A 19,464-nucleotide genomic window follows, 5' to 3' on the forward strand; every position below is an offset into this window, starting at 1 on the left:
GGAATAAATTGCGCCCGAATTTAAACGAACTCATTTTAAGGGCATATTACGCGGCCGCGCCGGTCATGCAGCCCGGATACGCGCGCGGGCGCGAGTGGTGCAGGAAAATGTGGCGGCTTCCCGTTCAGGAGTACGAAAGGCAGGCGCTTGCCCGCCTTTTCAAGCTTGTCTCCGTATTCAAAAGCCGCGGCATCTCGCTTGAACCCGACTTTGAAATGGACGGCGGTATTCGCGGTTTCGAGGATCTGTGCGCGCTGCCGGTGCTCACCAGGGAAAAGCTGCGCGAATTGTTCGCGAAGTTGAAAACAAGGTACGACGGCAATCCGATTTATTTCGAGCGCGGAACAGGAGGTTCCACCGGCGAGCCCGTTTACCATTTCAGAAGCAAACTTGACGACGACGAAAACCGCGGAGCGACCCACGAGGCGATGACCGTTGTGGGCTGGCGGCCATGGATGAAAACGTTCAGCCTGTGGGGGAGCGACCGGGACATCGGCATCTTCGCCGCGAAAAAGTCGGGCCTGCGGAGGTTTCTCGATCCGCTGACCGTATTCGGAGGATTCAGTCCCACGAGGGATGTTTACATTCGCTTTTTGGAGACGGTGAAGAAAAATCCGGGCTGCGCCGTATACGGTTTTTCCGGACTGCTTGAAGAATGCTGCAGGATCGCGGCCGAGGAAGGAATTTCGATCCCTCGCGGTACGGTAAAGGCGGCATGGGTCGGGGCCGAGGTTCTCACCGACCGGCTGCGAGCCGAATTCGCGCGGGTGTTCGGCGCGCCGATCAGGGATCATTACGGAAGCAGGGAAGCAAGCTCGATTGCGGTCGAGTGCGAGTACGGCACGCGGCATGTCAATCCCAGGTACATCGTCGAAAGCCAACGCTGCGCGGATCTGGATGCAAACGGCGACACCGGAATGCTGCTTGTCACCGACCTGATGAACACCGCCACTCCGATGATCAGATACGAAATCGGGGACCTCGGCTCGGTGAATTTCACAGAATGCAAATGCGGCAGAAGCGGGCAGGCCCTGCCCCTGCTTGTGGGCAGGAGGGCGGAGCTTGTGGAGCTGCCTTCTGGACGCAAGACGACGCCGCTGTTTTTCAACCATTTGCTTAAGGAATACGATGCGATAAGGAAATTCCAAGTGGCGAGAATCGCGGACTTTAAATACGAACTGCGGTATTGCGGCGGCGATCTCGATTCCAAATCGCGAACCGAAATTATTGAATGCTCCAGAAAAATCCTGGAGGAAGCCGAATTCGAGATTGTCAGAGCGGAAAATCTCGCTCTATCGCCGCACGGAAAATTAATCCAATACCGCGATGAGCGAAAACCGAAACCATATGCGAATTATGAAAAAGGAGCCGGCATAATTGGCTAGCGCGGAAGTTGAAGAGCGCAGGCGCAAGGTGCTTTTCGTTTATCCCTCTTGCTCGCACGGGGGGAGAACGATGCAGCTTTACTATCTTTGCAGCGGGCTGATCCGCCGCGGCTGGGAAGTACACCTGCTCACGATCGTCACGCCCGGTCCGACTGAAAAATCATTTCGCGAATTCGGAGTAAATACGCATTCATACATCCGCCGCGGGAAATTCGACCGCGGGCAAGCACGCGCGATCCGCAGCGCAGCCGCGGAACACGATGTAAAGCTGATCAATGCATGGGGTTACACAACCGGCATATGGGCGGTTCTTGCGTTTCCCGCGAGTAGCAAGCCGGAAGTCGCGGTCACGGTAAATCTCGGAGGCATAGAGCTTGGCCGATCGTTTTTTTACAGAATGCTCGATCGCGCGGCCGCCAAAAATTACAAAGCCGTTTTTTCGAATTCTTATAATTGCAGCGATTACGCGGCCAGATGGTACGGTGTGGACAAAAGCGTCTGTTTCACCGTACCCAACGGATTCGATTTTTCCGCGGTCGAAAATCTGCCGCCGCGAAACGATCTGTTAAATCTAAGAACCGAGCTTGGGATACCGGAAAATGCAATTGTGGTAATCCAGGCTGCAAGAATCGACCCCCTTAAAAACCAGCACGACATGCTGCGCGCAGCTGATAAGTTGGCGAAAAACCGCGGCGACGTGTATTTCGTTCTAATTGGAAGCGCAAAATCCGGACGGGAAAAAAAATACCTTGGGGTACTTGCGGCTGACCTAAAACGTTCAAACGCTCGCAATAATTTCATTATCGCGGGCCACAAAACAAATCCATTGGAATATTTGGCGGTGAGCGACATCTTCCTGCAGACATCTCGCACCGAAGGACTTTCCAACGCGCTTATCGAGGCGATGGCCTGCGGGCTTCCGGTCGTCGCAACCGACGTGGGCGACACCGCGCGAGCCGTAGCCGACGGCGAAACGGGCTTCCTTGTGAAGACGGGCGATGTGGATTCAATGGTCGCTCGTATTTTGAAGCTGGCGGAAAACGCAGATTTGCGAAAGAAACTGGGCGCAGCCGGGAGGGAGCTCGTTCGCTCGAAATACACAATCGAAAACCTGGTGGAACTGCACGAAAGGGAATTCATCAGGCTGTTGGATGAACTACCGCGAAAGGAAACCGGCGGAATCCTGAAAAAATGAAAATCGCCTACCTTATCAACGGCCTGGGATACGGCGGAGCGGAAGTGCAGCTCGTCCGGCTCGCGGAAGCGATGGCCGCGGAAGGCGTCGAAACAACGGTAATTTCGATGACCAAACCGGGAGCGTTTTCGGATAAGCTGGAAAAGGCGGGAGTCAAGGTCGAAAACCTGGGCGTCAAGCGCGGCGTTACCAGCGTTGCGGTGGCTTGGAGACTTGCGCGCCTGTTGCGGCGAATCCGGCCAGACATTCTGCATGCGTTCATGTTTCATGCGAACCTAGCCGCCCGCGTCACGCGCGCCTTTCATCGCGTGCCGGTCGTTATTTGCTCAATCCGCACGAACAACGACGGCGGCAAAAAGCGGGATTTGCTGTACCGGCTTACGGCAGGCCTGGCGGACATGACCACGCACGTATCGCGGTTCGGACGCGACAAATATTCCAAGCTCGGCGCGGCGAAACCCGGCAGGCTTGTTTACATGCCGAACGGCGTCGATACGAACAGGTTTTGCCCGGACGAATCGAAGCGCGGCAAAACGCGGGCCGCACTGGGGCTGTCAAACGAATTCGCATGGATCGCCGTCGGGAGACTGACGGAAGCGAAGGACCATAAGACCCTTTTTCGCGCGTTTCAATCGCTCGTCAATGAGAAACCAGAATCGGTGTTGCTTCTCGCCGGCAAAGGGGAGCTCTGGGAATCGCTGGTCTACCTTGCATCGGAACTGCAAATCGGGAGCAAGGTGAAGTTTCTCGGCGTCCGCGACGATATTCCCGACCTGCTAAACGCATCGGACGCTTACGTGCTTTCGTCCGTTTGGGAGGGCCTGCCGTCCGTTCTTGTCGAGGCCGCTGCATGCGGTCTTCCGATTGTGGCGACTGACATCGGCGGAGTGGACGACGTAATCGAAAAGGACAAAACAGGTCTGGTCGTGCCCGCGCGTGATCCGGACTCGCTCGCAAGGGCGATGCTGTCTTTGCAGAACATGCCTGAACGGGAGCGCAAGGAATTGGGTATCGCGGCAAGAAAAAAAATCGAAGCCGAATTCAGCCTCGATGTTTTCAAAGCCGAATGGATGAGTCTTTACCGCAAATGCCTTGAGGAAAAAAAATTGCGGCTTTAGCGGGTACGCGCTCTTGTCAAGTTGCGGACGCGTCGCCGGCAGGAAGCGTGGCATCCCCCGCCGCTGAAGCACCTGCAGCCGCCGTTCCTGCAAGTCCCAGCTTGCACGTGGCCGAAGCAAGCCCCAGTATCACGTGAACAACCGGCCGCACCGAAACCTCGTGAAGCGTGGCCACGACCATAAGGACGACAATCGCGGAATTTATCGCGGCCGCGGCCAGCGAAAGCTCTCTGTTTCGGCGCGCCGCCGCAAGCGTCGTAGAAATCCCGGAAAGAAGGAAACCTATATAAGCGACGAGGGCGGGAATGCCCGAATCGGCTCCGATTTCGAGATAGGTGTTATGCGCATTCAAAGGAAGCTCCATCGGAGGCAGGAGTTTCCGGCCATAGTTGTACGCTTCCCACCTGAACATGTCCAGGCCGACGCCGGTGAGCGGCTTGTCGAGAATAATATTCTTCGCGGCGACCACGTTTTCAATTCTGTACAAAACGTCAAGTTCCTCAATTGACTGGGTTATGAACAGCCTGCGCTTGAACGCGTTGACGACACCTGTGGGATCGAGAATGAATCCCAAGATGGCCGCAACCGCCGCGATGGACGCGGCAATCCATGCCAATTTGACCAGATTGAATTTCACCACCCTGACGAGATACCAGAGAAACAAAAGCACAAGCGCCGCCCAAACCGATCGAGACTGCGTGATGAGAACGGTGAATCCCAAAATCGCGATCGAAAAATAAAGCAAGATGCGGATTGCGGGCTGCTTCCAGCAGGTGAGAAGATAAACCGCAAGCACGAGGCCGACCATCGCGGTGAAGCCCACCCAAGTGGGATTCTGAACGCTGTATCCGACGCGCTTGAACGCTAGCAGATTGTGCGGCTCGAGTACGAACAAAATATACATATCGAGAACAACGTTGCCGACCACAAAGGCGAGAAACGCCTTTCGGAGATGGTCGGCAGAGCGAACCGCGAGAGCGACGAGGAACATAATCGCCAAAAGCCAGATGTGAAGCCTTAGGTAGTAAAGAGAATGTGAAATATTCTGGGACTGGGCGATGCCGGGAAGTGACAACGCCAGAAAAGCGGAATACCATATCCACGGCACCCCGATCGAAGCGTTGACCGCCGTCAAGGCGCGCCGATAATCAATAACCGTCCCGGAAAGCAGAACGAGCGAAATCAACCTCGGCGCCACCAGCCCCATTCCGCCCACGGTGATTATCCGTTCAAGCGGCGCGATGAAAACCATCGCGTACATTCCCCAGACGGGATTGAATACCATCAGGAACAACGCAGCGGCGGCGGGTAACGCAAGGGAAACCGGGCCGAACAATCCAATCAAAACGCCGCCTATCGCGGCCGAGGCCAGCGCCGCCGCAACCTTCAAATTGCCGCCGTTCGGCCGCATCACAAGGCGATTTTATCAGAAGCGCCGTCTGGCAACGGCCCGCCAAATTTCGAAGTAAAGCGCCAGGTCGGCTCTGTTTACAAGTAACACGGATGCAATTGGAATCCTGTATTCCCTGACATAAAAGAACAGCGCCATCAAGGCCGTGACGCCGTAGCCGACGCAGGTGGCGATTGCCGCCCCGACGCTTCCGTAAGGACCGGCAAGGACCCACGTCAGCGCGACGGTCACGGGTATAGAACTTGCGAAGGACAACATCAAAAGCAGCGGCTTGCCCTGCCCCAGCAGATCTCGATAAAGGATCCGGTAAATTCCGAACAGAACGACGCCGGGGAGAAGCCATAGGAACACCGCGCCGCTGGCGGCGAATTCCTCGCCGTAAAGAAGCCGGATCATCGGCGGGCCGGCGACCGCGCCCGCAATGCAAATAAGAATCGTCACGAAGGTCGTGTTCCTGCAGACGCGCGAGCTCATCGCCGAAGCTTGCTCCCGCGACGACGCAGCCACGCGAGGGAATAGCACGGTTCCCACCGAATCCGGAAGTTTGAGCATCAACATCGAAAGCGAAATGGCGACGGAATAGACACCCACCGTGGCGCTGTCTGTCTTGTATTTCAGGATGAACGTTGTCAGCGGCCCGGAAAGAACGCTCAACATCAGGATTCCGTGCGTCTGCAACCCGAACGATAGCAGCGAGCGCACTTCGCTCCAGGGAATTCGGAACTCTATCCTCGCACTCCTGCCGAGCAACACCATTGCAAGAACGGTGGAGAGCACTCGCCCGATAATCAATCCGACAATCACTCCCGGTATGCCCATGCGGAGCCAAAGCAAAAACGCGACAATCAGCATCACTTCGGTGAAATGCTTCGAAAACTCGACCAAGTTATATCTTCCAACCTGCTGCAATCCAAGCGAAATGTGCTGTATGTAGCTCGTGAAAAGAGACAGCGGGACGATTGCCAAAACCGCTATCGCAAGCCTCGGATCGGTGTCGGAAAAAAGCGCCGTTTTCAGAAACGGGAAAATTGCAGCCACAACAAACGCCATTACCACACTGATAGCGACCGCGAAGTAAAACGAGGCTCCATATGCGCGGCTTGCGGGGATTTTCTTTCCTCCCACGTGATAAGCATTGCTCGGCCCGATGGAAAGATGCCCCAGCTCGAGAACAAGCTTTGACAGCTGCATTATTACATACAGCGTACCCTTGCCTGACGGCCCGAGCACACGAGCAATGACTATGCCCTGAACGGCGTTGAAGAAAGTATTAAGCGTGTTTACACCGAAAGTCAAGCCGCTTTGCCTGATGAAAGCGGCCGCGCCGCGCGTAAGGCCGCCGCCTGATGCATTAGAATCCAATTTCTTCACAGAGCGATTTTGGGACACTAACCGCAAACCCGCTTGTAGTAATCGATGGCGAGCTCAAGCCCGCGGCGGATATCATAACGCGGCTCGTACCCGATCAGCCTTTTCGCCTTGTCAATCGAAGCGTAGCTGTCCCGAACATCGCCCGCGCGCGGCTCCAAAAACTCTGCTTGCGCATCCGGCCTGCCGAGCAGGTCGCGCAGCATTTCGAACAATTCGAGAACGCTCGTGCGCCCCGAAGCGCCGATGTTAATCACCTCACCGGCGCATGTCGGCGGCGCGCTGCACGCGAGCAGGTTCGCTTCCACCGCGTCTGCGACGAACGTGAAATCACGCGTTTGACGGCCATCGCCGTGAATCGGCGCAGGCTGGCCGCGGATAATCTGGCGGCAGAAAATCGGAATAACCGCTCCGTACTGGCTGTAAGGATCCTGCCGCGGCCCGTAAATGTTGAAATATCGAAGGGCGACGGTTTCAAGGCCGTAACAATAGAAAAACGCCTTGCAGAATTGCTCGCCGGTGAGCTTTGTCACCGCGTAAGGCGACATCGGATTTGCGGGCATTTCCTCGTGCTTCGGCAGAGTCGGCGTGTTGCCGTAAGCGCTCGACGAAGCCGCGAACACGAAACGCTTCACACCTGCTTTGACCGCCGCGTGGAGCAAATTGACCGTTCCGCCGACATTCACATGAGTAGAAGAAACCGGATCGATTATCGACCGGGGTACTGAAGGCAACGCCGCCTGGTGCAGCACGAAGTCAATCCCCTCGCATGCGCCACGGCATGTTTCGAAATCGGTTATCGAGCCTTCGACAAGCTCGAAGTCCGCTTCTGCGCCTTCCAGGTTTTCCCGCCTGCCCGTCGAAAAATCGTCAAGAACACGCACCCGCTCGCCGCGTCGCGCCAGCTCGTGGACTATGTTGCTTCCAATGAACCCAGCCCCGCCCGTCACCAGATAGTGCGCCATTTCTTCCCCGTTAAAGCCGTACGATTTTTTCGTTGACGATGCCCTTTGTCGCGTTTCTGGTGTCGAAAACCTGCACCGCATGGTTAAGAATAAACGCCCAGTCGAACGCCGAATGGTCTGTGGTGCATACGACCAGCCCCGCCGAGGATATATTCTTGGGCGTCAGCTCAACCGAGCGCATAGTCACGGGCTTGCCGCTTACTTCCCACAACTTGCATTCCGGCACGTGCGGATCATGATAATAAACGTTCGCACCGCGGTCTATCAAAAGCTCCATCACTTCGAGTGCCGGAGATTCCCTTACGTCGTTTATGTCCTTCTTGTATGCAACACCCAAAACAAGTATGTCCGTGCCTCTTATATGCATCGAGCGGTCATTCAGAATGTCGGCGATCCTCTCCACAACCCACATGGGCATTTCCCGATTAATCTCGTTCGCGAGTTCGATGAACCTCGTACGGAAATTCAGGGAGCGCATCTTCCACGAAAGATAAAGCGGATCTATCGGTATGCAGTGCCCTCCCAGTCCCGGGCCGGGATAAAACGGAACAAATCCGAACGGCTTGGTTGAAGCCGCATTTATCACTTCCCATACATCCAGACCAAGCCTGTGGCAGCTCATTGCAATTTCATTCACGCTGGCAATGTTTATGGCGCGGAAAGTATTTTCGACAAGCTTCACCATTTCTGCCGCCATTGTGGAGCTGACCGGGACGATTTTCGAAATTATCGTTCCGTACAGGCAGCTTGCACGGCTGACGCATTCCGGAGTCACTCCGCCAATCACTTTGGGAGTGTTGCCCGTCCCGTAAACCGGATTGCCCGGGTCAACACGTTCCGGGCTGAACGCGAGGAAGAAATCCTTGCCCACTTTGCGGCTTTTCTTTGAAAGCAGAGGCAGCATCACTTCCTCGGTCGTCCCGGGATACGTGGTGCTTTCGAGCACTACCAGCGCACCCGGCTTAATGTGCTTCGCCAACTGCTCCGTAGCCGAGAGGATATAGCTGATGTCCGGCTCTTGCGTTTTCGAGAGAGGCGTGGGTACGCATATACTCACGGAATCGCATTCGGCAAGCCTGGGGAATTCCGCGGTCGCCGCGAGCTTCCCGTCCGATACAAGCTTGGCGAGCAGCCCGTCGTCCACGTCGGGAATGTAATTTCTGCCGGTGTTAATGCTTTGAATCTTGCCCTTGTCCACTTCGAATCCAAGGACGTTGAATCCCGCGCGTGCGAATTCAACCGCAAGCGGAAGACCCACATAGCCGAGGCCGATTACGCCGATTTTGAGACTTCGGTCGTTCGAGCGATTCTGAAATTCAAGCAACTTTGGCTCCACCCCCGGATTCCGGGGCAACGAAAGGCGAAAATGATAGCACCCCGCGTCGCGGGGCGCACAGACAAGTATAGCCCTCTCGGCGCGCGCCCGCAACAGCTTCCGGAAGCCGGCACTATGGAACTACAGCCGCATAAACAACCGGTCCAGCGGGCAAATTAAGCAGACCTTCAAGCGTGGACAAGTCGATTTCTCCGGTTTCCAGAAACGCAGCCTGAACCTTCCCCGCGCCGAACTCGGCCGCAAGCCCCCTTCCCTGTCCAAGGCCGACGTCGGCGGCGTTCGGCACGTTCGAGCCGGTCTGGCCACTCGCTTCGAGGTCGATCGTCGCGGCGCCCGAGAGCGCGGGGAACGCTGATACGTTGACTTCCGCGTGCGCGGTCACCGCGCCGATCCACGCGTCCTTGCTTGAGCCGGACGGAATGGACACAATCGCGGGTACAAGGCCGTAGGTTATCCCGACTGTAGGCGGGAAAAGACCTATCAGCGAAATCGAACCCGAAACGAAAGTCTTGTTCACAGGCGAAGCTCCGCCCCTCCATACCGACAAATCGAAAACGGGAAGATCGCCTACGGACGGGACTGTGACCGACCTCGCCTTTTGGTAAGTGATTTCCATCTCCCCTTCGACGAAAGCCGCGGACATCGCAAGAGGATTCACATCGCCGAGCTGCGACGCGAGGTCGCTTACGCTCCAGGAATCTGTGCCGAGGCGCGCCGCCCTGAAAGCCGAAGTATCGAATGCAAACGTCTGCGAGTCCACCTGTCCGCCGGTGTACACAACAACGGGCGAACCGTCCGCGGGATCGAAGTCGAGCGCGACCGATACAACCGTGGGCTGCGATCCGATTGTTTCAAAATTCCAGGACAGCCCGTCGGGCGAGCCTCCGGTGTACGGCGCAAATGCGTATCGAACCTCGGCGTCCCCGCCTCCTCCGGGAGCCGAATACGCGATCGCGATATCGCCGCCCGGGGAATAAGCCGCCTTAAGCGAATTCGCGCCCAATGCAGCGTCGGTGACAAGCGCCTCGGCGAAGCCCTGCCCCGGAAGTCCGTAAAATAGCGAAATCGAGCCTGCCGTCGCATCGGGGACGGCGATTAAAACCTGCCCACCCGCAAAGAAAACGTCCGGCGCGCCGAGTCCGGCGCTTCCCGGCGAAACCTGCTCCTCCTGCCAACCGTTTTTGTAATACGCGATGTTGAGCGCGCCTCCCGGCTCCGCGTACGCGATAACCGGCGCGCCCGGCTCCATCGGAACGGGCGGCAGTGCGGATTCGGGCGCAAGCGCGATGTCGCACGCATCCGCGTCCACGGCGCTCACCTGCGTTTTCGTCGCGGGAGGGACGGTTGCGAGCGCATCGAAGGGAGTCGCAAACAGCGTACCTCCGGACGTGTTTTCGTTCGGCGGTGACTCGCTGTCGAGCGCGGTGACGAAAAACGCGTACTCCGCCAAATCCAACCCCGTTATCAGAGCTGAATGGGTATTCGAGCCGAAATCCTCGTAAAACGCATTCGGCGGAATTTCTTCCGATGACAGTCCGTAATAAACTCGGTAAGTCACGGGCGGGCTGTCCGCATCCTCGGCGGTTCCCCAGGTAACCAGAGCCGATCCCGCGCCGGCAACCGCCGACTCTATTCCGTTTCCGGATATCCACACGGGCGGCGTTGTGTCGCCGGGCTCCGTTATTGCGTAATCGCTTGGTGTTCCTTCCGATGCTCCGTCGGTCGGCACTACGCGCCAAGCGGACGAAGACGAAAGAAACGCAGGATCCACCGGAACGGTCACGTCGAACCTGAAAAATCCGTACTGCGGATCTCTGCCCGGTTCGTAAGGAACTACGGTTGAGTTTTCCGGTACTATGCCTATTTCAAGCGGTTGTGCGTTCCAAACCGGCTCGCCGGGGGGGGAGGGGACTCCGCGGTAAATATGGTAGCCGGAGAGCACCGCCAAATAATTCAGCGCGATGGGAGTTATGTCGGATACGCCTACGTCTCCGCTTCCGTCTCCGTCGATCAGCGATTCAAGGACGTCATCGCCTTCGCCGTCGTTTGGATCGCGCAGGAAATTGAGAGCAATCGGCGTGATGTCCGCCACGTTGACCTCACCGCCCGCATCGTAATCGCCGTTGTTTTTGCCGTTCCAGGTAAACCGGATCGAATCGGCGGACTGCGGCGTCGCAATCAGGTTCGTCACGACGTTCGCCGGGCCGGACGGAGCTGCGGATATTGATCTTTCGCCCGAGGTTCCGCAGACAAGGTTGATTGCGGCGATTTCCCCGGCGGGAATAGCCCCGCCGCCGATGCGAGTTACGCCTATCGCCGCTATGCCGGGGCGCGTCAGCACCGCAAGTTTCAAGTATCCATCGCCGAACCTGCGCGAGAAATACGCGGATTTTGCTTCGTACGAATCCTCGGGATACTCGATGTGAACGAAAAATCCATCCGATGCTGCCGGAGCACTCAACTCGATTCGAATCCCGTCAGCCGTTTCTGTTAGATTGATCGAATAATCCATAACGCCCGCGATTGCAACCGCTTTGAACCGGCCGTCGGCGGATTGTGCGGGAAATACGTTTTTCCCGCCGCAAGAAGAAAGCGATAATGCAACAGCAATTGAGGCGAAAAAGACTATGGACGCCGTAAGAATCTTGCTCAAGCGCATTCCCCTGAATTCATTTCAAAAAATGAGACATTTCTATCGAATCGTACATAATACGCGCGCCGAAATCCGCCGCGAAATAGGCGTACAGCGCGGATCCCTCCGGCACGAGCGCAATCGATGCGCTGTCGTCCATCGGCTGGAACGGGTCGTCTAGCTGGTACGCACTTTCGGGAGGAATCGCATACGAGCCGCCCGGATTTCCGAACACGCGCACAAATACCTTCTCCCAGTTCTTTGTCGAGCCGAACTGGCTGAAGTGCGCGAGCGCGTAGTCCGCGCTGCCGTCGCCCGGCCCCGCTCCGGGCGTTGGTATCAAACAAGTGCCGTCGTGAACGTTTGAACCGTTGTTAATATCGCCGAGAGAGACGATATTCCAGACGTCCGCGCCGACCGGCAGCGCGATTTTGAGCAGCTTGTTTTCGATGTCCGAGTAAACGATAACCGGCAGGTCGTTCCCGTCCAAAATCATCGAAAGGTGGTATCCGGTCGTGCCGGTCAGCGAACCGCCGTCGACAGGTACAATCCGCCAATCCGCGACGCCGCGGCGCTCCGCTACGAACAATCCCGTATTGCCGCCGGTCATCGTGTTGCTCTTCGTATATGCAACTACAGGCGTTCCGTCTTTCTTGAACGCTAGATCTATGTACCTTGTCTGCACGAGATTGGCATCTGAATCAATAAATTCTTGCATCCACTGGGGCGGATCCTGGCTGGACAAGTAATGGTATTGCGGCAACAGCTCGGTCAGCGTCAGCGGCATCGAAAGGTCGTTCCAATAGGTATTGGCGGCGGCGGGATTGCCGTTCCCGTCGAATGCCACGGAAACCGTTCCCCAATCATGGCCCGCGCCTGTGGGCAGCTTGGCCATAGGAAATTGCTCGGTAGCGCCCGCAATTGTCCCGATGTAAAGATCTTTGAAACCGAGCGAATTTTCAACTACCGCCGCAAGGGCGTAACTTCCGTCGGCCTCGTTTTTCTCCAAATCCAGATATCCGAGACCGACGATGTCCGGATTCCCCAGCAGGTCGTATTCATGCCGGATAAGCTGGCCTTCCTTGAATGTCGAAAGCTTCCATCCGGACGGCGTTGTCTTGAACATCGCGACAAGAGGACCGTAAAAACCGGCTGAAGCCGCGTCGAACGTGTATATCTTCTCGCCCGCACCGGCGTCGTAAAGCGAATACTCGCCGTTCCAAGGGAACGTATAGTCAACCGTGACCTCGTTGTCGTCTTCGTTCGGCGGAAACGCGCTGTCAAGCGCGCGCGCCGCGTACCACGCGCGGTGAGCATCCCACTTCGCTTTGGCGCGGTTCATGTCCGCGACGTTGAACGTGTAATTCCCCCAGGCGATGGGGCCGAACGAAATCGTGCCGCTGGTCGGCCCGTCCGCGCCGTCGAAATCAACGATTGGAAAATCCGAGAGAAAGTACCGCCACCTTACCGGGGGCGATATCAAATCCACCGCATCGCCCGCTATCAAATTCAGCATCACGTTTTGTCCGACGGAGCCATGCCCCGCCTGGAGAAGCCCGGGCTGTCCCGTCCAAACCGGCGGATCGAAATCGAACGTCGGATCGAACGCCCGAAGCGCGTGATCCGCGCCCTGGTGGTAAATCCTGTTGTTCCATACTACCGGACTGCCCGTCGTGAGCGACGGCGGCCCGCCGCTTGACCACTCCCAAAGCTTTGCCCCGGTTGCGGCATCGTACGCGAGGATTTTTCCGTTGCCGTCCACGACGTACAAATAGTTTCCCGCGATAAGCGGAGACGAGCGGACGGGCGGACTGGCGATCGTTGCCGGCGCGGGCCAAGCGAAGTCGCCCGTCTCCACGTTTATCGCGTAAACGCGGCTCGAGAAGCTGTCCATTACCGCCGATACATAGGCAATGCCGTCCGAATAAGCCGCGCTCGCGTTTATCTCTCCGCCCAGATTGATCGGAGCGTGGAGCGACGCGCCGAATGTCGTGAGGATGTAGAACCGGCCGTTGAGATCGCCGACCATCACGCGGCCGTCGGCGACCGCGGGCGAGGCACGCACTCCCCCCGGTGTATTCGTAAACCAGTCCAGACCGGTGCTTGTATCGTAGCTGACGATTTGCGCGGGGACTCCGGCCTGCGTCCCGCTCCCGACGAAAACCCTTCCGTCCGCCACGGCGGGGCTTGACGCCATCACAGTGTCCACTCCGTACGTCCATCGCGGCCTGCCGTCGAGCGCGGAAAGCATCAGAAGCTCGCCCTGCGCCGTGCCGCAATAAACCACATCGTCAACGACAACTGGACTGGATGGCACGTTTCCGCCGGCGGGGTATTCCCACAGCTTTGTCCCGTCAAGCAAACTCAAACAATACAAGTATCCGCTCTGGCTTCCGACAAAAACACGATCGGCCGCGACGGCGGGGCTTGAATCTATCTGCTCGCCCGGCCCGCCCGCCGGAAACACCCAGCGCTCGGTTATGTTCTGCGGATCGGAAATGTCGTAGGCAAAAAGCGAATCACCCACCGCGCACAGCGCGATTTCGGCATCGCCTGATGCGCCCGCGACAATGGCGGGCGTCGTGTTAGACTGGCCGTCCGGATCCAGCGGATGCTCGAAAACCAGCGTCAGCGGGGGGGGGAGACTTCCGGGCGCCGCGCCCGTCCTGCCGGACCCGCCGCGGAAATCCAACCAACCTTCGTTTTCGACCAGCGTCACCGTCCGCGTTTCGGTGTTTTGATCCTCGTTGGGAGGCGAGTGCGAGTCCCTCGCCCTCACGGCGACAGAAAATTTGGAACCAGCCGGCAGATCCCACAATTGGAATGTATGCTCCGGATCGTCCGGATCGCCTGCATCCACATCCTGCACGAGATCCGGCACATCGAAATCCACCGCATCGCCCAAGGAAAGATAAATGCGGTACGTCACCGGTGGCGAGGCCGCATCCACAGCGCGCCCCCACTTCAAAAGAATGCTGGACTCGCCCGCGATTGCGTCGGTCACGCCTTCTTCGCCGCTGTCCCAGACAGGCGGAACTACGTCCGCGCCCCCGTGAAACGTGAAATTTACCGCCGCCGGATCACTTTCGATGCCGACGGGCTCGTCCTCAAGCGGGTCAGAAAACGGACGCACCGTGTATGTGTAACTTCCCGAAGCACCGGGCGAATCGAGCCATTCGTAATGGAGCCTTCCCTCGCCGGGTTCGGGAACTGGACGTAAAGTCGTGGCTCTCGTCGAGCTGCCGGGCGGAAGCGGCCCCGAAATCCCGCTGCGGTAAACATGGTAGCCGGTTATCCTGTTCAGGTAATTGAGGGCAATCGGCGTAATGTCCGGAATACTGATTTCGCCGTCGCCGCTTCCGTCAATCAGCTCGAAAACTTCCGAATTTTGCGTATTCGCCGGCGTTTCCATCCAGTGCAAGGCAATCGGCGTAATATCGGCGATGCCCACCTCGCCGTTGTTGTCGTAGTCTCCTATGTTGCGCTCCCGCCAAGTCAGCAGCACCGTATCGCCGCCTGTATCCGAAGCCGCGAGGTCGGTTACTTTGTTCCAATCCTGCAGCGGCGCGTTCGCAGCGCGGCGCGATGGCGCTTCCGCCCCCCGCGCAAACCGAACCTCGAAAACTGCCGCGCCGACCGCTCCTTCCGGCTCGGTGCCGCCTCGCGCATCCGCTAATCTCGATGCTCCCAAATGAAGCGTTCCGCTCCCCGCCGGTATTTCCGCGTGGATTGCGTCGCTCCCAAGACCGCCCCTGTATTCAGCCGATTGAAAGCTCCATAGCGCGTGGTCATACGAAACGCATAAGAACAAATCGTCAGGCAGCCTGGATGCCTTTTGAATGATGCGCAATGTCGTCGCATTCCAGCCCGGCTCCACAGCCAGCCCGATTGCAAGTTCCGGGAATGCGGTCGCTTTTAGGCTCCGGTCAAGCAAAGACCCCCTGAAGCCGTCCATTTCAAGCCAGCGGCCATCCGCCGAAGCCGGGTTCGGCGTGACGCTGTGCGCGGGAAGCCCCGCGCGCGCCGTTCCCCCGCCGCGGCAGGATACAATCGTCGACGCAGCCAAAATGCAAATGAAAACGATTAGTGCTGCACGGACTGCGACCGGCCGTTCGTTATCGGCTGAAAACATTTCGAACCGGTTTCATTATACCCCGCCTGCGCACGGGCGCGTGGAATCGCCCAAAGCACGTCGCAGCCCGGAAAATCCGCTTTTACGCGCCTGCGCCGGATGCAAGCATAAGGAAATACACGCCGGTGTCGTTGATTGCTCCGACGATCATCCCGTCGTCCTCGTCGTAAGTGGTCGGAATTTCGTCGATAAACTCCTCGACTACCGTTTCGCCCGTTTCCTCGTCCGTCGTCACCACGACATAGTAATGCCCGATCGCCAGGTCGCCCGGACCCACTCCCGCAGGAACTTCGGAAAGCGCGTAGGAAATGCCCAGAAACAGGTTCGACGTTATCTGCGCCTCGAAATTAGATACCGCGTTGATTTCGATTACCGATCCGGGAATATAGCCCGCGGGCTGCGCGTAAGATTTAACCAAAGCGAAGTAGGTGGTCAAATCCCTGCCCCGCTCGTCGCCCTGCTGATCTTCGCGACCCGTATCCGTAAGCGTAATCGAATTCGGCGGAATCTCCAACCTGGCGAAGCCGGCCTCGATAGTGCCCCCGGCTATGCTGAACTTGCCCATCATCGTGCCGGGATGGTTGTTGCCGCCCGTGCAGGCGGTCATCAGCAAAAAGGCGCCGCAAACAAACGCGGCAAAAACTGGCCTGAAGCCGATCATAGCTTCATACCTCCATGTAGGTTCGCGGCGGCGTGAGCGGAATTATACCATGTCAAGCATTTTTATGCAAACGCGGCGAAAATTATCCACAAGCCCGGTTGGAGACCGGCCCGGGCGGTGGAATTACCGGCCTTTTTTGCATTTTCCTCAAATTAGACCCGCATCCGGAAATCGCTTGAAACTTCCTTGCCCAGAAACTCCGAAAAGACCGAAACAGTCATGATGAACGCGTCGTATCCTTTACTCGGAACTTTGAACACCCCATGAAATACGTTCTTATCTGCGGAAAGTGCATCATAGCGCGGCTCATCCTCCCAAACGATCCGGCCCTCCGCGTTTTTCTTGCCGAGGTAGTACTCGATCTTCACTTGATACTTGGTGGAATCGGGATTGTCCACGTCTATCCGCACCTTGTATCCCTCGGCGGAGTTGTCCAGGCCTGTGAGTTGTATGACGAGCGGCTTGTACGCCGCGCCGGCCTTGATCACCTTGTCCACGTCGCCGTAACTGTCGCTCCAGATGTCGGTCAAGAGTATCTTCCCGTCCGGACCGATCAGCATAAGCTGCGGAATGCTCTGAACGCCGTAGAGCTTGGCAATCGAGTTGTCCCACCCGCCTCCGTCGTAGGCCGTCGGCCAGTCGAGGCCGTTCGCGATAAGCTCCTCCAATGCCGGCTTGGTTTTTTCATTGTCCAAGCTGATTGAAACGAAGGCCAGCTTGTCCCCGAACTTCTGGTTCTTCCTGTATTCCGCAAGCAGAGGAAACTCCTCCATACAGCCCCCTCACCAGGTTGCGAAGAAATCCAGAAGAACGTACTTCCCCTTGAAATCGGCCAGCGAAACGGGCGAGCCGTCAACGCCCGCGCCCGTGAACTCCGGCGCCTGCGTCCCCGCGGAAAGCCGCGCGTGCGCCGCGGTCGCGGCCAGCGCGACGACCAGCGTCGCAAGTACGAATGCTCTTTTCATGTTATGACTCCTTGAAACGATGTTCCCCGGATGCATAATACCAGTATTGACTGCGATTAGTATGTATCGCCGAATTCACAGCCCATGGAGCGCCGCGTTCAGGCTGCGGATTTCCACTCGGTATCGGTGTCTATCCACGACACCAATGTCATCGATTTTACCGGCACGATACCGCATCGACTTGCCGCCAAGGTGAATGCGGCGCGCGGCGATCACATTTCGCCTGCGCGCGCATTTTCGCGCCGTGCAATCCGTCGCGGATTCTGCAGACTGTTTCCGTTCAGCTAGAAATACAAATTGACGGTCAGCTCGAATCCCTTGAACTCCGGCAGTAACTGGCAGATGCCGCCGGAGCAGTTGTAGCCCGCGCGCTGCGAGCCGACCTTGAACTGGACGTCGTATCTGTATCCGGGGTCGCTGTAACGCACGGTGACGTTGTTCCACTCGTTCTGCGTCGGAAACTTGAACTGCGCCAGCTCGTACATGTAGTTGATCGACAGCATCTGCTGGTAGTCCGCGCCTAGCGCCAAAAGGTGCTCCTGACGCGTACCGCTGAAGTCATCCACCCAGGTTATCTCGCCTGAAACCGTGCTCGTCCAGTCTTCGTCAATCGTATGCTGCCATTCAACAAGCGTCGCGTTCTGCTTCGTATCCAACCAGAAATCGTACCGGCTTTGAATCTGGATGTTGTCGCGCTTCATCGAGGGCAGCGTCCAGGTTGTTATGGCCTCGGTATATGGAAAGCCGCCGCCATCCTCGTTGCTCTGCGCGTAGTTGATGTCTATCTGGCCGAGGTCGGGCGGGCTCCAGGTTACCTTGGCGCCGTAGCCCACTTCGTCCGCGGCCGAAACTCCGCCGTGCTCGGGATGCTCCTTGAACGTGGCTGGCACCGCGTATACCGTGGCTATTTCGTCGTAATCGTAGTAGCCGCCGTGAACGCTCCAGTTCTTGCCGTAATACGTTCCGGCAACGATCCAACCGGAGCCGTCGAACGTGGACTCGTCCTCCTTGCGGTCGAAAATCACGAACTCGCCGGAAAACTCGAACGGCCCCACGGAGACCGAAGCGTTCGCGCCCGTCTCGGTGTGCTCCTTTGTACCGACAAACTCGCTGACGTAGTCATCGACTTCCACGTACGAGCCCCCGATTGACACATTATCGCTAATGGGAATTTCAAGGTGCGCGGCCTGCACCGTGTCCGGCTTCTTAATGCTGTCCGATTTCCATTCGCCGTGAAGCACCGTCAAGAGCGCGTCTCCGATTTCGACGTCAGCCTTGAGACCCTCCAGCTCCGTGTCGTAATCGATGTCCGGCGCCTCGAAAACATTCAGCGCGAGTCCGTTCGAGAACAGCGCGCTGAAGTCGCCGGCCGTAAGCGTCACGTTTCTTCCGTGCCAGCGGATGGTGGCTTTTTCGAACTCTGTGCTTTTTTCCGTGTTCGGAAACGCGAGGTCGTTCGAGATGCGGAAGTAGCCGTCGAAATCGCCGTATCCCAAATTCAGCGCGAATTCGTTTTCGGTCTTGCGCGTGTCGCTGATCTTGTCGCGTGTGTACTGCGTCTTGTTGCTTCCGCCGTAAGTAAGTACGGGAAAACTGTCATTGCTGCTTCCTTCATCCTCCGTGGACGCGCCCGCCAATGGAACGGCTGCGGCCAGAAGCATTGCAAACGCAAATGAAAAACGCAAGGAATTAGGCCAACCCATATCTCCTCCACGCGGCCGATTTGCCGCGCAAATCAACGCCCAAAAACTAATCCGCCTGCGGAAGATTGGCTTCGATGGCATCCTCTATTTCCTCCTCCACCCCTTTTTTGTATCCCAGATGGCGGAGGACGATTTCGCGGTTCTTGTTGACGAGCAGCGTCGTGGGAACGCCCTTGACCTGATAGCGCTTATATACTTCCAGGTTTGGATCGAGCAACACCGTGAATTCGTAATTGCGGCCCGAGATGAATGGCTTGACCTTGGAAGTGGTCTGCGAGCTGTCGGTGTTGATGGAAAGGATCGTGAATCCCCGATCGCCGTACTCTTCGTTCCAGGGATCAAACGAGTTCATGAACTCGGCGCACGGCTTGCACGCGATGTTCCAGAAATCAATAAGCACAAGCTCGTGTGTCTTCAACACGTCCGTGAGCTTGACATTGTTTCCGTCAAGATCTTTGAGGGTGAAGTCGGGCGCGGTGGTGTCCGCGGCGGACCCCGGCAGAAGCGGTACAACGGCGACCGCAATTACAATAAACAGCATAACAGCTACGCGCATCTGGAAACCACACTCCTGAAGCAATGCAAAGGTAGGG

General features: G+C 57.3%; 15 protein-coding genes. 4 read left to right on the forward strand and 11 right to left on the reverse strand.

What is annotated here, in order from left to right; genetic code table 11:
- Positions 1-8 precede the first annotated feature (8 nt).
- Genes HRF49_05675 through HRF49_05685 form a run of 3 tightly spaced genes read left to right on the forward strand, consistent with a single transcriptional unit; the run spans position 9 to position 3,698 of the window.
- A complete protein-coding gene (locus HRF49_05675) occupies positions 9-1,385 on the forward strand; it encodes a phenylacetate--CoA ligase family protein (protein ID MEP0814138.1) in 1,377 nt (458 codons plus the stop codon).
- Positions 1,378-2,580 (forward strand): glycosyltransferase family 4 protein, encoded by a 1,203-nt coding sequence (locus HRF49_05680; GenBank protein MEP0814139.1) that lies wholly within the window; start codon positions 1,378-1,380, stop codon positions 2,578-2,580. The genes HRF49_05675 and HRF49_05680 overlap by 8 nt, the downstream gene beginning before the upstream one ends.
- A complete protein-coding gene (locus tag HRF49_05685; protein MEP0814140.1) occupies positions 2,577-3,698 on the forward strand; it encodes a glycosyltransferase in 1,122 nt (373 codons plus the stop codon). Before HRF49_05680 ends, HRF49_05685 begins: the two co-directional genes overlap by 4 nt.
- A 16-nt stretch (positions 3,699-3,714) precedes the next feature.
- On the opposite strand, the gene HRF49_05690 is transcribed toward HRF49_05685, so the two are convergent.
- The 9 genes from HRF49_05690 to HRF49_05730 all read right to left on the reverse strand — a co-directional run bounded on the left by HRF49_05690 (position 3,715) and on the right by HRF49_05730 (position 17,204).
- Positions 3,715-5,112 (reverse strand): O-antigen ligase family protein, encoded by a 1,398-nt coding sequence (locus tag HRF49_05690; GenBank protein ID MEP0814141.1) that lies wholly within the window; start codon positions 5,110-5,112, stop codon positions 3,715-3,717.
- Between the two features lie 12 nt (positions 5,113-5,124).
- Entirely contained in the window at positions 5,125-6,471 is a 1,347-nt protein-coding gene (locus HRF49_05695; GenBank protein ID MEP0814142.1) for an oligosaccharide flippase family protein, read from the reverse strand.
- 26 nt (positions 6,472-6,497) lie between these two features.
- The gene (locus tag HRF49_05700; protein ID MEP0814143.1) at positions 6,498-7,442 is read right to left on the reverse strand and encodes an SDR family oxidoreductase; all 945 of its coding nucleotides are present in this window, start codon (positions 7,440-7,442) and stop codon (positions 6,498-6,500) included.
- 10 nt (positions 7,443-7,452) lie between these two features.
- The gene (locus tag HRF49_05705; protein MEP0814144.1) at positions 7,453-8,766 is read right to left on the reverse strand and encodes a nucleotide sugar dehydrogenase; all 1,314 of its coding nucleotides are present in this window, start codon (positions 8,764-8,766) and stop codon (positions 7,453-7,455) included.
- A gap of 124 nt (positions 8,767-8,890) precedes the next feature.
- Positions 8,891-11,431, reverse strand: coding sequence for a fibronectin type III domain-containing protein (locus HRF49_05710; protein ID MEP0814145.1), 2,541 nt, complete (start codon positions 11,429-11,431; stop codon positions 8,891-8,893).
- A 16-nt stretch (positions 11,432-11,447) separates the two neighbouring features.
- A complete protein-coding gene (locus tag HRF49_05715) occupies positions 11,448-15,542 on the reverse strand; it encodes a PQQ-binding-like beta-propeller repeat protein (GenBank protein MEP0814146.1) in 4,095 nt (1,364 codons plus the stop codon).
- Positions 15,543-15,624: 82 nt separating this feature from the next.
- Positions 15,625-16,203, reverse strand: a complete 579-nt coding sequence (locus tag HRF49_05720; protein ID MEP0814147.1) for a hypothetical protein — start codon at positions 16,201-16,203, stop codon at positions 15,625-15,627.
- Positions 16,204-16,355: 152 nt separating this feature from the next.
- Positions 16,356-16,976 (reverse strand): hypothetical protein, encoded by a 621-nt coding sequence (locus HRF49_05725; GenBank protein MEP0814148.1) that lies wholly within the window; start codon positions 16,974-16,976, stop codon positions 16,356-16,358.
- A gap of 9 nt (positions 16,977-16,985) precedes the next feature.
- Positions 16,986-17,204: a redoxin domain-containing protein gene (locus tag HRF49_05730; protein ID MEP0814149.1), complete on the reverse strand. Its 219-nt coding sequence runs from the start codon at positions 17,202-17,204 to the stop codon at positions 16,986-16,988.
- A 48-nt stretch (positions 17,205-17,252) separates the two neighbouring features.
- On the opposite strand from HRF49_05730, the gene HRF49_05735 reads away from it, so the two are divergent.
- Positions 17,253-17,456: a hypothetical protein gene (locus HRF49_05735; GenBank protein MEP0814150.1), complete on the forward strand. Its 204-nt coding sequence runs from the start codon at positions 17,253-17,255 to the stop codon at positions 17,454-17,456.
- Here the strand turns inward: HRF49_05735 and HRF49_05740 are convergent.
- Positions 17,453-18,829 (reverse strand): hypothetical protein, encoded by a 1,377-nt coding sequence (locus HRF49_05740; GenBank protein ID MEP0814151.1) that lies wholly within the window; start codon positions 18,827-18,829, stop codon positions 17,453-17,455. The genes HRF49_05735 and HRF49_05740 overlap by 4 nt on opposite strands.
- Before the next feature lie 88 nt (positions 18,830-18,917).
- A complete protein-coding gene (locus tag HRF49_05745; protein ID MEP0814152.1) occupies positions 18,918-19,427 on the reverse strand; it encodes a TlpA family protein disulfide reductase in 510 nt (169 codons plus the stop codon).
- Positions 19,428-19,464: the final 37 nt, after the last annotated feature.

It is taken from the genome of bacterium (genome assembly GCA_039961635.1).
Classification (GTDB): domain Bacteria; phylum 4484-113; class 4484-113; order JAGGVC01; family JAGGVC01; genus JABRWB01.